Genomic DNA, 13506 nt, shown 5'->3' on the forward strand with positions numbered 1-13506 from the left:
CAGTTCAACTCCGCCATCGGACCGTACAAGGGCGGTCTGCGCTTCCATCCCAGCGTGAACCAGAGCATTCTGAAGTTCCTCGGCTTTGAACAGATCTTCAAGAACAGCCTCACCGGTCTGCCCATCGGCGGCGGCAAGGGCGGTTCCGACTTCGACCCCAAGGGCAAGTCCGATGCTGAAGTCATGCGCTTCTGCCAGGCCTTCATGACCGAGCTCGTCCGCTACATCGGCGCGTTCAGCGACGTTCCCGCCGGCGACATCGGCGTGGGCGGCCGCGAAATCGGCTACCTGTTCGGCCAGTACAAGCGTCTGACCAGCCGCTTTGAAGGCGTGCTCACCGGCAAGGGCCTCAAGTGGGGCGGCTCTCTGGCCCGCACCGAAGCCACCGGCTTCGGCAACGTGTACTTCGCCGAGAACATGCTGAAGGCCGTGGGCAAGGAAATCGAAGGCAAGACTGCCGCCGTGTCCGGTTCCGGCAACGTGGCCATCTACACCGTGAAGAAGCTCTATCAGCTCGGCGCGAAGCCCGTCACCGTGTCCGATTCGCGCGGCTGCATCTATCAGCCGAACGGCATCAACCTTGAAGTGTTGCAGCAGGTCAAGGAACAGGAGCGCGCTTCCCTTACCCGCTACGCCGAACTGTGCAAGGATGCCACCTACATTCCCGTTTCCGAATACCCCGCGGGCGAGCATCCCGTGTGGAACGTGGGCGCCGACCTCGCCTTCCCGAGCGCCACGCAGAACGAAGTTACCCTGGCCGACGCGAAGAACCTGCTCTCCAAGGGCTGCATCCTGGTGAGCGAAGGCGCCAACATGCCTTCCACCCTTGAAGCCACCGCCGAGTTCCAGAAGGCCGGCATCTGCTACGGCCCGGCCAAGTGCGCCAACGCCGGCGGCGTGGCCACCAGCCAGCTCGAAATGGAACAGAACGCGGGCATGACCTCCTGGACCTTCGACGAAGTGGACGGCAAGCTCAAGGGCATCATGGCCGGCATCTTCCAGGCTGCTCACGACACTGCCGAAGAATTCGGCCAGCCCGGCAACTACGTGATGGGCGGCAACATCGCCGGCTTCCGCAAGGTGGCCGACAGCATGATCGAACAGGGCCTTATGTAAGGAGCCCGTCGGCTCATCCGCTGACAGACAGATACGAAAACGCCGCTTTCCGTTTTTCGGAAGGCGGCGTTTTTGCGTGACAGGGAGCGGGAAAGGCGGTCGGGCACGAGGCTTTTCGGCGGGGAATGCCGCTTTTTCCGCAAAATGCGGGAAGAGGACGGGCAAAAGTTGAACGCCCGGGCGAGCTGCCCCGGCGCGACGTTGTACGCAGGGGGCAGGTTGCAGGCCTTCCGCGACAGGCCGGCAGGCCCGGCCTGTCGTCCGCAGTCCCGGGGCTGTTTCCGCGCAGAGGTGAGGCTGGTCGCTTTTCTCCCCTGGGGGATGACGTGCGGCCTTCGGGGGCGTTTTTGCGTTTCAGCGGCTCTGATGCAGGGCAGGCACGAGCTTTTTCTGTACGGCGGCCATCATGAGCGAGGCGTCGAGCGGCATGGAGGCGAACTGCTCAAGCGCCAGAATGGCCTGATGGATGAGCATGCCGAGGCCGTTCATGACATGGTGACCTCGCTTTTCCGCTTCTTCGAGAAGTCTCGTTTTGAGCGGTCTGTAGATGAGGTCGCATACGGGCGCGGAGGCGGGCAGGCGGTCGAGAAAGTCGAAAGAGGAGAACTGCGAATTCACGCCCTGCATGCCGAGCGGCGTGCAGTTGATGAAAAGTTCCGCCTCGGCGAGCGCCTTTTCAAAGTCCTCGCTGGCTATGGAGACTACGCGGACGCGGCTCGAGGTGCGGGCGAGTTCTTCCGCCCTGGCCGGTGTACGGCAGCAGATGGTGATCTGCTCCGCGCCTTCGGCGGCCAGCTTGAGCACCACGGAGCGCGCGGCGCCTCCCGCGCCGTACACGGTTATGCGCGTGCCTTCCGGACGTATGCCCACGTCGTGCAGTGAGCGCACGAAGCCCGCGCCGTCGGTGTTGTGACCGTGAAAGCGGCCGTCGCGGATGACCACGGTGTTTACGGCGTGATACATTTGGGCATCATCGGAAAGAGTGTCCATGAGCGGCACGAGATCGGTCTTGTGCGGCATGGTGGCGTTGAAGCCCGCAAGATTCAGGCCGGGAGCGCCGGAAAGCCATGTTCCCACGGTTCCGGCAGGCACGCGGATGCGTCCGTAGGTGCACTCGATGCCGAGCGCATCGAGCATGGCCTGCTGAATGAGCGGAGAGAGACTGTGTTCTATGGGGTCGCCGATGACGGTAAGTTTTTTTCCGTCCAGAAGGGAAGACATGGTGTGCTCCGGGGTCAGGCGTGAGAGAGGTGGTGGCGGTAATGGCGCAGAATCTGAAGAATGCACCGTTTCAGCGTGCGAGGGCCTCCGTGATTGGGAATGACGACGTCGGCGTGGCGGCGGTAGAGGGCAAGGCGCTCGGCGTAAAGGCGGAAGAGCCTGTCTCTGTCGTTCTGCACGAGGGGCCTGTCGGTAAGGGAAGTCGAGCGCAGAATATGTGAAGGATGCCTGTCGATGAAGACGACAAGGCCGCCTTGCGAGAGCGCCTTCATGTTTTCCTCGCGCAGCACCATGCCGCCCCCCGTGGAGATGACCGCCCCGTCCCGGGCCGCCGCCTCTTTGGCGCAGACGGATTCCATGTCGCGAAAACCGCTTTCCCCCTCTGTGGCAAAGATGTCGGGAATGGTGCGCCCGGTCTTCTGTTCGATCATGACGTCGGTGTCTATGAGCGGCAGATGCAGCCTGCGTGCGAGTCTTTTGCCGAAGGTGGTCTTGCCGCAGCCGGAAAGGCCGATGAGCACGAGATTCTTCATGCAAGCACCCCCGGCACTTCCGTGAGAGCAAGCGCGCAGGCCGCTTCGATGACGGGCACGGCACGGGAGAGAATGCACGGGTCGTGCCTGCCGGTGATGACGAGCTTTTCCGCATTGCCCGTGCTCATGTTGACGGTGTCCTGTTCCCGGCCTATGGAGGGCGTGGGCTTGATGACCACGCTGAACACGACGGGCATGCCGTTGGAAATGCCGCCGTTGATGCCGCCGTTGTTGTTGGTGCGCGTGGTCGGACTTTCTCCCGGCACAAAGGCGTCATTGGCCTCGCTTCCGCGCATGGAGGCAAGATGGAATCCTGCGCCGAAGGCTATCCCCTTTACCGCGGGCACGGCAAAGACGTGCCGTGCAATGACGGTTTCAATGTTCTCGTCGAAGTCCGGGCTGCCGAGTCCGGCAGGAACGCCGAGCGCAAAGCACTCTATGAGGCCGCCTACGGAATCGCCGTCGGCGCGGGCGTCGAGAACGGCCTTCTGCATGGCTTCGCCCCGGACGTCGTCCACTACGGGAAAGCTCTTGGCGCCCGCAGCCCGCAGCGCGTCAAGGTCGGGGCGGGCAAGGTCGAGGGGCGCGTCCTCGATGTCGGCAATCCGGCTGATGCGGGCCAGCACTTCCACGCCCTTTTGCTTCAGCGCCAGTCTGGCGAGAGCTCCGGCAAAGACAAGCGGGGCCGTGAGACGGCCGGAAAAATGGCCGCCGCCCCGGTAGTCTTCAAAGCCGCCGTAGCGCAGGTGCGCGGTGAAGTCGGCATGGCCGGGCCTGGCAAGCCAGCGCGTTGCGGCGTAGTCGCGCGACCTTGTGTCGGTGTTTTCAATGACGCCGCAAAGAGGCGTGCCACAGGTCTTTCCCTCGAACACGCCGCTCAGAATGCGGACTTCGTCCTTTTCATTTCGTGCCGTAGCCAGCGGGGATTTGCCCGGGGCGCGGCGTGCCATCTGTGCGCGGATGAAGTCCATGTCCACGTCGAGTCCCGACGGAACGTTCTGAAGCACGATGCCTATGGCCGGACCGTGGGATTCGCCGAACAGGCTGTAACGCATTATTTCTGTCCTTTCTTGAGGCCCATGCGGGCCGACTGGAGAGCCACCTTGCGGGCCTCCTCATGAATTTTTTTCTTTTCTTCGCCTTCCTTCCACCACCAGCGGGCCTTGTGCAGAATGAGATCGACGTCGCCTGCGGCCGCGAGGGAGAGCAGGTTTCGGTACTGTCGCGTCATGGCCTGACTGTGGGGGTTGGCTTCAAAGAGCCAGGTGAACAGGGCGCCGTCTTCCATGAGCTGTTTTTCCGTGGAGTTCATGCGCCTGAGGAACGAGGGCGTTATGTACGGCAGGAGCGCGGGGTCTTCCGCCGTCATGGCGAAATACACCGCGCTCGTGATGAAGTTCATGCCCTGTATCTTGGCTTCCGCGATGTCATGTTCTTCGGCCGTGGCGCGGAAGGTCACGCAGCCGAAGTGTCGAAACAGGCTTTCGACGAATCGTGTGTCCTCTTCCGAGGCGTTTTTGCCGGGCACTATGGTGACGCGCAGTTCCAGATCCCTGGCGGGCACGGGCCCGAAAAGCGGATGCGTGCCCACTACCGGTCCGCTCCACAGGCTTTCCATATGCTGCATGGGCAGTTCCTTCACCGAGGTGATGTCGGCAAGGATGGCGTCGGGCTCCATGAAGGGCCTGAGCGTGGTCACGGTGTCGGCTATGGCTGTGGCCGGTATGCACAAAAGCACGAGGCGCGCGCCCCGGCAGGTGTTTTTGACGGTTTCTTCCTCAAAGGGAATGTCGAGCCCCAGCACGGTGATGTCGGGATTGCTGCCGAAGCGTTCCGTGAGCATGGCCCCCATGCGGCCCCGGCAGCCTACGATGACGATGCGATCGCTCATGCAAGGGCGCTCCATACGTTCCAGAATTCAGGGAAGGACTTGCGCACCACGGAAGGGTCGTCCACGATGACCTTTTGCTTCCGGGCAAGGCCGAGCAGCGACACGGCCATGGCGATGCGATGGTCGTTGTAGGTGGCAAACACCGTGCCTTCGGCAATGACGGGCCCTTCGGGAGCCGTTCCGTGCACGGCAAGAAAGTCCGGCCCTTCCTCCACCTTCACGCCGATGCGGGAAAGCTCCGCGGCGCAGGCAGAGAGCCGGTCGCACTCCTTGATGCGCAGGTGAGCGACGTTCGTGATGCGCGTTTCGCCTTCGGCAAAGGCCGCGGTCATGGCCACGGTGGGCACGAGATCCGGGCAGGCGCCCATGTCCACCTCAATGCCGGAAAGCTTTGAGGGACTCACGAGAATGCCGCTGTCCCTGATTTCCACGGACGCGCCCATGGCACGCAGGATGTCCAGCATGGCGCGGTCGCCCTGAAGAGAGTCGGCGCGAAGGTCGGTGACGAGAACGGGATTCCTTCCCACGGCTCCGGCTGCGAGAAGATACGAGGCGCCCGACCAGTCGCCCTCCACCGTGTGTTCGCCGCAGCGGTAGCTTCCGGGCTGAACCGTGATGCGAAGCTTTCCGGGACGGGCCTCGGTCACGTCTCTCCACGCCACGCGCGTCCAGCCTCCGTCTGAGAGCTCCTCCACCGTAAAGGCGATGCCGAAATCTTCCATGATCTGGAGGGTCAGCCCCACGTATGGCCAGGACACCACCTTGTTTCCCGTGAGGGAAATGCAGAGAGGAGAAGGGCAGAAGGGCGCGGCGAGCAGCAGTCCGGAGAGATACTGACTCGATTCATCCACGCTCATGGCAACCTCGCCTCCGGCAAGACCGTGCGTTTCGAGCACGAAGGGCGGGAAGCCTTTCTTTTCTTCAAAATGAACGCGCGCACCGAGATGTTCGAGCGCTCCCGTGAGCGCTCCTATGGGGCGTTCGTGCATCCTTTCCGCCCCGTGAATGCGGAAGGATCCGCGCCCGGCGGCCAGAACCGCGGTGAGCAGGCGGCAGGTAGTGCCCGACTCGCCTACGTTGCAGTCGGCGGCTTCGTTCGTGCCGCCCTCGGGGCCGCGCTTCATGCCCCGGACGCGCCAGGAGCCGCCGCCGAGGTCTTCCAGCACGGCTCCCGCCGTGTGGAGAATGTCGCGCGTGCGCTCAAGATCGGCACTTGAGAGCGCATGGCGCACCAGAGAGTCGCCGTGCGCCAGAGCGGCCGCAATGAGCGTGCGGTGAGAGACGGACTTTGAGGCGGGGGCCTGAAGCGTGATCATGAATCAGAATCCTGTGGTGTTGGCGGTTGAATCGAGACGCGGGCCTTCGGGGTAGCAGCCGAGCACGCGTACCGAGTTGCAGCAGGCGTCGAGGTCTTCAATGAGGGCTCTGCGTCCTGCGGAGGAAAGGTCGCATTCCACGTCGGCAAAGAACACGTAGTCCCAGCACGATCCCTTCATGGGGCGGGATTCGAGCTTGGTCATGTTCACCTTGTGGGCGGAAAAGGTGTTGAGAACGGTGGAAAGCGTGCCGGCCCTGTTGGGAACCGTAAAAAGAAGCGAGGACTTGAAGCGTTCCTGTTCCTTTTCGTGATCGGCCCGTACCGGAGAGGCTCCCGGACGGATGAGCACGAAGCGCGTCCAGTTGGCGGTGTCGTCCTGGATGTTGTCGGCAAGGGCGCGCATGCCGAGCTTTTCGGCCATGCTGCGGTGACCGATGGAGGCCGCGCCTTCTTCCCGGGAGGCCTTCCACGCGGCGGCCGCCGAGGACTCCACGGATACGAGCCTTGCCGAGGGAAGATGCGCGCGCAGCCACGAGGCGCACTGGCCGAGGGGCTGGGCGTGGGAGTAGACGGTCTTTATGCTCTCCAGCGACGTTTCCCGGCTGAGCAGACTGTTGGCTATGCGGGAGAAGAACTCGGCCTGAATGTTCACCTCGTACTGGGAGAACAGGTCGAAGCTCTGCGTGATGGTGCCGTGAATGGAATTTTCCAGCGGAATGACGCCCGCATCGTACTCGCCGAGGCTCACGCCGCGGAAGATTTCGTTGAAGTCGTGACAGGGCACGAAGGTCATGGACTCGCCGAGAAAGTCCCGGGCAGCAAAGTAGGAAAACGTGCCTTCCGGGCCGAGGTAGGCCACGGCGGCGGCCTTCTGCAGCGAGCGGGAGGCCGAGAGAATGGCGCGCCACACGGCCGTGACGTGTTCCGCTTTGAGCGGGCCCTGATTGAGCGAGGCGAGCCTTTCCAGAAGCCGGGCCTCCCGGGCCGGATCGAACACCCTGCCCGAGACCTGCCGTTTTGCCTGTCCGACGGCGAGGCTGAGATTCGCCCGCCGGTTCAGAAGTTCAAGAAGCTGCCGGTCGACCTCGTCGATCTGTTCGCGCAGCTTGTCGAGGCCGGGAATCTGGAAAGGCTCTGCCATGATCTATTTCTCCTGAATGTCTTCCTTGATGCGCATGCCGAAGTGACGTCCGGCCTCGTCGGTGCGACAGAGCACCTTGTCGCCGGGCTTGAGCGTCACCACGCTCACGGGCGTGCCGTCCGGCGCGGTGAGACGTATGGTTTCGGCGTTCTGAAGGAACACGGCGCCTTTCCTGTCGCCGATTTTGGCTTCGACGAGCAGCATGGGCCGCACTTCTATCTTCACCCGTCCCGCCGTGGCGAGGCTGGTTGCGCCCGTATGGTCCACCACGAGCATCTGCGTGCCGGCAGTGACTTCCGAAAGATAGGTGGTGGTGTCGCCGGGCAGGCGTATGTAGGCGTGCACCGCGCCCGCGTTTACGCGGAAGGGACGGGAGGCCACATACTCGTTGTGCTCCGTTTCGGCATGAACAAGGAAGGTGAAGGCGCTGGAGTTGCCCACCAGCATGCCCTGGCCGCGGTGCAGCATGGACATGGTGTCTATGCATACGCGGTGTCCGAGTCCGGCGGGCTCCACGCGGGTGATGACGGCTTCCTCGAGTTCTTCGTGTTCCCGGCTTATCTTGCAGCGGGACACGATGTCCTTGAGCTCGCCGATGGCTTCGGGCAGCACCACGATGCCCTGCACGCCGCGCTGAAGAATGCCCGAGGCCAGCACGGCCTCTTCAAGATTTCCCGCTTCGGCCACCACGTTGTCGCACTGGGCGAGCAGGTTTTCCACGGGAATGATCTCCCATCCTCTGGCCAGCACGACCTGCGTTCCTGCGCGGAGCTCGTCGCGTATGGCTTCCTCGTCGGCCTTTGAGGTCATGACGCGGGAAGGCATGGACTCTTCGGCAAGGACCGGTGTGCGGGAAAGCTGGGCAACCGAGTCCACCTTGTCCGCGGGAACGATGACCCCGTCAACGCCGGATTCCAGCGCGAGGGTCACGTCGTTCTTGCTGAAGGGCACGCTCTTGAAATAGATGTTCATGGTCGCTCCCGAACGCTAGTCTTCGCCCACGATGGCCATGGCGTCGTCCACGGAGGCGCCGGAATGCACGATGGCGTTCATGGCGCGCATGAGATCCACGCGGCGGGGATGCTCGAACACGTTGCGGCCGATGGAAAGACCTGCGCCGCCGGCCTGCAGGGAATCGTACACCATCTGCAGGAGCTTGCGCGTGGAGTCGATGCGCTCGCCGCCCGCGATGACCACGGGAGCGCAGCAGCATTCGGTGACCCTGCGGAAGCTTTCGGGGCTGCCGGTGTAGGACACCTTCACGATGTCGGCGCCGAGTTCCGCACCCACGCGGGCGCAGTGGGCCACCACGTCGACGGCGAAGCTGTCGCGGATGAGGCCTCCGCGACCGTAGAGCATCATGAGAAGAGGCATGCCCCAGCGGTTGCAGTGATCGGCGATCACGCCTGCGGTGTTGAGCATTTCACGTTCATTGGGGTCGCCGAGGTTGAGGTGCACGGACACGGCGTCCGCACCGAGACGTATGGCTTCTTCCACCGTGCCGGTGAGCACCTTGGTGTTGCCGTTGGGGGAAAGCTCCGTGGAAGCGGTGATGTGCATGATGAGGCCGAGGTCGGCGTTGGCGTCGGCGCAGCCGGAAGCGCGGATGAGGCCCTTGTGCATGATCACGGCGTTGGCGCCGCCTTCATTCATGTCGTCCACGGCCTTGCGGATGTCCACGAGTCCGTCGGGAGCGCCGATGGTCATGCCGTGATCCATGGGAACGATGATGGTGCGCTTGGTGTCGGGGTTGAAGATATGGGTCAGTCTTTTTTTGGTGCCGAGTTCCATGATGCGTTCCTTCTCATTGAACGTTGTGGGCTGCGTGGCGGCTTATGCATACAAAAAGGGCCGCCGGCTTGTTTCGCCTGCGGCCCGAAGTTTGCAAACTGAGGTTGTCAGCAATCCTTCCGACCACAGGGCCCGGTAAAATAAAAGTAGAAACCAAAGGTAAAGCCGTTGGTTTCAAACTGGGCGGTGGCGGAATACAGAGTATGCATGACAAACAACCATTGAAAGTTTAAAAAATTACTAATCCCAGAGGAAGAAATCTGTCAACAGGAAAATGACGTGAGACGGCAACTTTTTGCCTTTTCGCGTTATTCCTTCTCTCCCATGAGCTCGAGGGCCTCTTCCACGGTGGCGTTGCCGTGCACCATGGCGCGCAGGGCCTTGAGCAGCTCCACGCGGCGCGGATGCTCGAACACGTTGCGGCCCACGGAAAGACCGGAGCCCCCGGCCTGGAGCGATCCGTACACCATTTCAAGCAGCTTGCGCGTGGAATCGAGCTTGGGGCCGCCTGCAATGAGCACGGGCACGCCGCAGTCCTCCACCACGTCGGCAAAGGTTTCCGGATCGCCGGTGTAGGGGACCTTCACGATATCGGCGCCGAGTTCCGCGCCCACGCGGGCGCAGTGGGCTATGTTGCGGGGATCGTAGCTGTCCACGTCATGGCCGCGCGCGTACACCATCATGAGAAGAGGCATGCCCCAGAGACTGCATTCCTTGGCGATTTTTCCGGCGTCGGACATCATCAGGCTTTCGTCGTCGTCGCCGAGATTGATGTGGATGGACACGGCATCGGCGCCGAGACGCACGGCCTCTTCCACGTCGCCTACGAGCATCTTCTTGTTCGGGCGGCGCGACAGACTGGTGGATGCGGAAATGTGCATGATGAAGCCCAGACGCATATGGGATTCGTAGTCGGCCTTGTGGATGAGTCCCTTATGCAGAAGCACGGCGTCGGCCAAGCCTTCGTCCATGTCGTGCACGGCTTTTGCCATGTTGCGCAGGCCGCGGGGCGCGCCGTCGGACATGCCGTGATCCATGGGAACGATGATGGCGCGGCCGGTTTTGGGATTGATGATGCGATTGAATCTTCTGAGCGAACCGACTTCCATGGGGTGTACCTCTTTGCAGGCATCCCGGCGGTCATGAAAAAAAAGCCGCCGGCTCTGTATGTGCCTGCGGCTTTGTATTCCTGTGCGATGTGACGGTAGAAATCAGCACAGCCTGCCGCTTGTCCGGTAATAATACGCATAGCACCAGCAACCGAAGCTGCTGGCGAAGGTAAAGTAACCGGGACGAAACGCGCTGAACATGATTTCCAACCTTTTTCTCCGTCATAGCGCCGCTTTTGAAAATCTGTCAAGCGCGGAAAAAAGATCTTCGACGCTCCGCCCATTTAATAATGGCCGAAAAGCGCGTGCCGTCTTCTTCTTGGCCGTCTCCAAAAGCCGCATTTTCCCGGATTTTCAGGCAAAGACCTTCCGTTGCGTTCCCGGAAGAATATTTTTTTTGCAACTTGCGCCCGGGGAAAACCGACTTCTTCCGCGTCGTCTGTTCATTCCTCTTCTGCACGCAAATAATGGAGACAAAAAAGTATCTGACTGATGCAAAAATGTTTTATTTGCCGTGGTGATAGACGGAACAGCTCCGCATTGAGACCGGGGCGGCAAAAAGTTCTTTTCATGCCGTTGACAAAAAGGGGACTTCTGCATATACAGAAGGAAAGTTCAACATCTGCTTCAGGAGTTCATCATGTCCACATCCGTCTTCGCCATGTCCTTTGCCGGTCAGTGGTGGTGGCGTATCTTTTCTTCAGAGAGAGGATGCGGTCTTGACGCGTAGCTGAAGCGCAGAGTCAGAAAAGCCAGAACGAATGCCGTTCCCTCTCCGGGGAGCGGCATTTTTTTTATTCATTCACACGAGGTTCGACGACATGACAACCAGAACGACCCCCATTCGAGTGCGTCAGAGCGTCCGTCATCTTCCGGCGGACATGGATACGCCCATAAGTCTTTTCCTGGACATTGCCCGGGAAAGGGACGGCATACTGCTGGAGAGCGCGGAAGTCGACGGACGATGGGGACGCTACAGCGTGCTTGCCTGCGACATGGCTCTGTATCTGATCTGCCGGGACGGAAAGCTTTTCTGCCGCATCGAGGATGAGCGTCTTGCCGGTCTTGCGGCCTTCGACGGCATGAACTTCGTGGACGGGCTGCGCGGCGTCATGCGCACGCTGGAAGTGCTGCCCGATCCGAACGCCTCCGACCTTCCGCCCATCACGCGTTCTCTGTGCGGCTATCTCGGCTTCGGCATGGCTTCGCTCTTTCATCCGAAGCTTGCCCCGGTCATGAAGCCCGAGGATGCGGAATGCGTGCTCTGCCTGCCCGGAACGCTGCTTTTGTTCGACCATATGTACAACCGGCTCGCGCAGGTGAGTCTCGGCGAGCATCGCGATCTCGGGCGGTGCGGCTCCTTTGCCCGCAGCGGCGTCCCGCTTCAGGAAAAGGCCGACGTGCTGGCCGAGCCCTCCGAGGAGGGATTTCAAAAGGCCGTGGAGCACATACGGGAAATGCTGCGCATGGGCGAAGCCATTCAGGTAGTGCCTTCGATGCGCTTTTCCATGCCCTTTTCGGGCGACCCCTTCACGCTCTACCGCAGAATGCGCAGCGAGAACGCCTCGCCGTACATGTTCTTCATGCGTCTTCCGGGCATCACGCTCTTCGGCTCTTCGCCGGAAGTCATGGTGCGCTGCGAGGGCGGCAAGCTGCTTTCCGCACCCATAGCCGGAACGCGCCGTCGCGGTTCCACCGTGGCCGAGGACGAGGCCCTTGCCGGGGAACTTCTTGCCGATCCCAAGGAACGCGCCGAGCATATGATGCTCGTGGATCTCGGCCGCAACGATCTCGGCCGTCTGGCCCGCCCCGGCACCGTGGAGGTCGAAAAGCTCATGATGGTGGAGCGCTTTTCCCACGTCATGCATCTGACAAGCCGCGTCACCGCCGAGCTCGACGACGGGCTGGACGCCGTGGACGTGCTGGCCGCCACCTTCCCTGCGGGCACGGTGAGCGGCGCACCCAAGATTCGCGCCATGGAAATCATTGCCGAAACCGAACCCGGGCCGCGCGGACCGTACGCGGGCTGCATAGGCTGGCTCGGGCTCGACCGGGACGGCGTGAATCTCGACACCGGCATCACCATACGCAGCATCTGGGTGCGGGACGGACGCCTTTACTGGCAGGCGGGAGCCGGAATCGTGCACGATTCCGTGCCCGCTCTGGAATGGAAGGAGGTTTGCAACAAGTCGGCCATCATGCGTCAGGCATGCTTTACCACGGGAGAATTCCATGTTCCTGCTCATAGATAACTACGATTCCTTCACCTACAATCTGGTTCAGGCCTTCTGCCGTCTGGGGCACCGGCCCCGCGTGGTCAAAAACGACGATCCCGGCCTTGTGGCCATGGCCAACGATCCTTCACTGCGCATGGTGTGCATTTCTCCCGGACCGGGCCATCCTTCCCGGGCCGGGTACTGCCTCGACTTTCTACGGCAGCTCAGTCCCCGCATTCCCGTGCTCGGCGTATGCCTCGGGCATCAGATTCTCGGACTCTATGCGGGCGCGGAAGTCGTGCCCGGCCCCGTGGTCATGCACGGCAGGACCTCGGAAATCGTGCACGACGGCAAGGGGCTGTACCGCGGCATGCCCAATCCCATGGTGGTGGGGCGCTATCACTCTCTTGTGGTGCGCGTGGACGACTCTCATCCCAACGACCTTCTGGCCGTGTCGGCCCGGGGCCCGCAGGGCGAAGTCATGTCCATGCGCTTCCGCGACAGGCCGTGGGTGGGCGTGCAGTATCATCCCGAATCCATCCTCACCCCGGACGGGCTGCGCCTTCTGGAGAATTTCCCCGGAAGCCTTCTGCCCACGGTGCACGCCGCGCCCACCATCAGTTCCATTCTGGAATCCGTGTCGCAGGGCCGCGACATGACCGACGAGGAATGCGACGTGGCCTTCGGCTCCATGCTCGACGGCACCATGACGCCGGCCCAGGCCGGGGCGCTGCTCATGGGACTGCGCATGAAGGGCGAAAAGCCTGCGGAACTTGCCGCAGCCATACGCATCATGCTGGCCCGCTCCGTCAAGGTGACGGGCATACCGGAAAAGTGCATCGACATCGTGGGCACGGGCGGCGACGGCAAGAGATCCTTCAACTGTTCCACGGCCACCTCGCTTACGCTCGCGGGCATGGGCTACAGGATGCTCAAGCACGGCAACCGGGCCGTGTCCTCCACTTCCGGCGCTGCCGACGCGCTGGAAGGGCTCGGCCTGCCGCTGGAAAAGGATCCCGACGCCATTGTGGAGATGCTGAAGGAACGCAACTTCGCCTTCCAGTTCGCGCCGTACTTCCATCCGGCCTTTGCCAACGTGGGGCCGGTACGCAAGCAGCTCGGCATGCGCACGCTCTTCAACATGCTCGGCCCCATGCTGAACCCCGCCTG

Annotated in this window: 13 protein-coding genes; 4 read left to right on the forward strand and 9 right to left on the reverse strand. The window is 62.1% G+C overall.

The window, feature by feature from the left end:
* The coding region (gene gdhA, locus Q0J81_RS07755; RefSeq protein ID WP_294447004.1) for an NADP-specific glutamate dehydrogenase at positions 1-1116 on the forward strand (1116 nt) is incomplete at its 5' end.
* Positions 1117-1470: 354 nt separating this feature from the next.
* On the opposite strand, the gene aroE is transcribed toward gdhA, so the two are convergent.
* From aroE to Q0J81_RS07800, 9 genes are all read right to left on the reverse strand, one after another.
* The gene (gene aroE / locus Q0J81_RS07760) at positions 1471-2337 is read right to left on the reverse strand and encodes a shikimate dehydrogenase (RefSeq protein WP_294447005.1); all 867 of its coding nucleotides are present in this window, start codon (positions 2335-2337) and stop codon (positions 1471-1473) included.
* 14 nt (positions 2338-2351) lie between these two features.
* Positions 2352-2870 carry a shikimate kinase gene (locus tag Q0J81_RS07765; protein WP_294447006.1) on the reverse strand — a complete coding sequence of 173 codons (519 nt, stop codon included), beginning with the start codon at positions 2868-2870 and terminating at the stop codon, positions 2352-2354.
* A complete protein-coding gene (aroC, locus tag Q0J81_RS07770; protein ID WP_294447007.1) occupies positions 2867-3925 on the reverse strand; it encodes a chorismate synthase in 1059 nt (352 codons plus the stop codon). Before aroC ends, Q0J81_RS07765 begins: the two co-directional genes overlap by 4 nt.
* Positions 3925-4761: a prephenate dehydrogenase/arogenate dehydrogenase family protein gene (locus Q0J81_RS07775; protein ID WP_294447009.1), complete on the reverse strand. Its 837-nt coding sequence runs from the start codon at positions 4759-4761 to the stop codon at positions 3925-3927. The genes aroC and Q0J81_RS07775 overlap by 1 nt, the downstream gene beginning before the upstream one ends.
* On the reverse strand, positions 4758-6077 hold the full coding sequence (aroA, locus tag Q0J81_RS07780; protein WP_294447010.1) for a 3-phosphoshikimate 1-carboxyvinyltransferase: 1320 nt from the start codon (positions 6075-6077) through the stop codon (positions 4758-4760). Before aroA ends, Q0J81_RS07775 begins: the two co-directional genes overlap by 4 nt.
* 3 nt (positions 6078-6080) lie before the next feature.
* On the reverse strand, positions 6081-7220 hold the full coding sequence (gene pheA / locus Q0J81_RS07785) for a prephenate dehydratase (RefSeq protein ID WP_294447012.1): 1140 nt from the start codon (positions 7218-7220) through the stop codon (positions 6081-6083).
* 3 nt (positions 7221-7223) lie between these two features.
* Positions 7224-8192, reverse strand: coding sequence for a 3-dehydroquinate synthase II family protein (locus Q0J81_RS07790; RefSeq protein ID WP_294447013.1), 969 nt, complete (start codon positions 8190-8192; stop codon positions 7224-7226).
* Positions 8193-8207: 15 nt separating this feature from the next.
* Entirely contained in the window at positions 8208-9011 is an 804-nt protein-coding gene (locus Q0J81_RS07795; protein WP_294447014.1) for a 2-amino-3,7-dideoxy-D-threo-hept-6-ulosonate synthase, read from the reverse strand.
* Between the two features lie 308 nt (positions 9012-9319).
* The gene (locus Q0J81_RS07800; protein ID WP_294447016.1) at positions 9320-10120 is read right to left on the reverse strand and encodes a 2-amino-3,7-dideoxy-D-threo-hept-6-ulosonate synthase; all 801 of its coding nucleotides are present in this window, start codon (positions 10118-10120) and stop codon (positions 9320-9322) included.
* A 199-nt stretch (positions 10121-10319) separates the two neighbouring features.
* Here Q0J81_RS07800 and Q0J81_RS07805 point away from each other — a divergent pair, with 199 nt between their 5' ends.
* From Q0J81_RS07805 to trpD, 3 genes are all read left to right on the forward strand, one after another.
* Positions 10320-10613 (forward strand): hypothetical protein, encoded by a 294-nt coding sequence (locus tag Q0J81_RS07805; protein ID WP_294447018.1) that lies wholly within the window; start codon positions 10320-10322, stop codon positions 10611-10613.
* 328 nt (positions 10614-10941) lie between these two features.
* Positions 10942-12372 carry an anthranilate synthase component I family protein gene (locus Q0J81_RS07810; protein WP_294447019.1) on the forward strand — a complete coding sequence of 477 codons (1431 nt, stop codon included), beginning with the start codon at positions 10942-10944 and terminating at the stop codon, positions 12370-12372.
* Positions 12353-13506, forward strand: a 1154-nt coding sequence (gene trpD / locus Q0J81_RS07815) for an anthranilate phosphoribosyltransferase (protein WP_294447024.1), incomplete at its 3' end; no start/stop codon positions are given. The genes Q0J81_RS07810 and trpD, both read left to right, overlap by 20 nt.

The sequence above is a fragment of the uncultured Mailhella sp. genome (assembly GCF_944324575.1).
Classification (GTDB): domain Bacteria; phylum Desulfobacterota; class Desulfovibrionia; order Desulfovibrionales; family Desulfovibrionaceae; genus Mailhella.

What these genes read in the sequence shown, in the direction of transcription:
- aroE (WP_294447005.1), bottom strand. Translation starts at nt 2,337, where the DNA reads ATGTCTTCCCTTCTGGACGGAAAAAAACTTACCGTCATCGGCGACCCC.
- Q0J81_RS07765 (WP_294447006.1), bottom strand. Translation starts at nt 2,870, where the DNA reads ATGAAGAATCTCGTGCTCATCGGCCTTTCCGGCTGCGGCAAGACCACC.
- aroC (WP_294447007.1), bottom strand. Translation starts at nt 3,925, where the DNA reads ATGCGTTACAGCCTGTTCGGCGAATCCCACGGTCCGGCCATAGGCATC.
- Q0J81_RS07775 (WP_294447009.1), bottom strand. Translation starts at nt 4,761, where the DNA reads ATGAGCGATCGCATCGTCATCGTAGGCTGCCGGGGCCGCATGGGGGCC.
- aroA (WP_294447010.1), bottom strand. Translation starts at nt 6,077, where the DNA reads ATGATCACGCTTCAGGCCCCCGCCTCAAAGTCCGTCTCTCACCGCACG.
- pheA (WP_294447012.1), bottom strand. Translation starts at nt 7,220, where the DNA reads ATGGCAGAGCCTTTCCAGATTCCCGGCCTCGACAAGCTGCGCGAACAG.
- Q0J81_RS07790 (WP_294447013.1), bottom strand. Translation starts at nt 8,192, where the DNA reads ATGAACATCTATTTCAAGAGCGTGCCCTTCAGCAAGAACGACGTGACC.
- Q0J81_RS07795 (WP_294447014.1), bottom strand. Translation starts at nt 9,011, where the DNA reads ATGGAACTCGGCACCAAAAAAAGACTGACCCATATCTTCAACCCCGAC.
- Q0J81_RS07800 (WP_294447016.1), bottom strand. Translation starts at nt 10,120, where the DNA reads ATGGAAGTCGGTTCGCTCAGAAGATTCAATCGCATCATCAATCCCAAA.
- Q0J81_RS07805 (WP_294447018.1), top strand. Translation starts at nt 10,320, where the DNA reads ATGATTTCCAACCTTTTTCTCCGTCATAGCGCCGCTTTTGAAAATCTG.
- Q0J81_RS07810 (WP_294447019.1), top strand. Translation starts at nt 10,942, where the DNA reads ATGACAACCAGAACGACCCCCATTCGAGTGCGTCAGAGCGTCCGTCAT.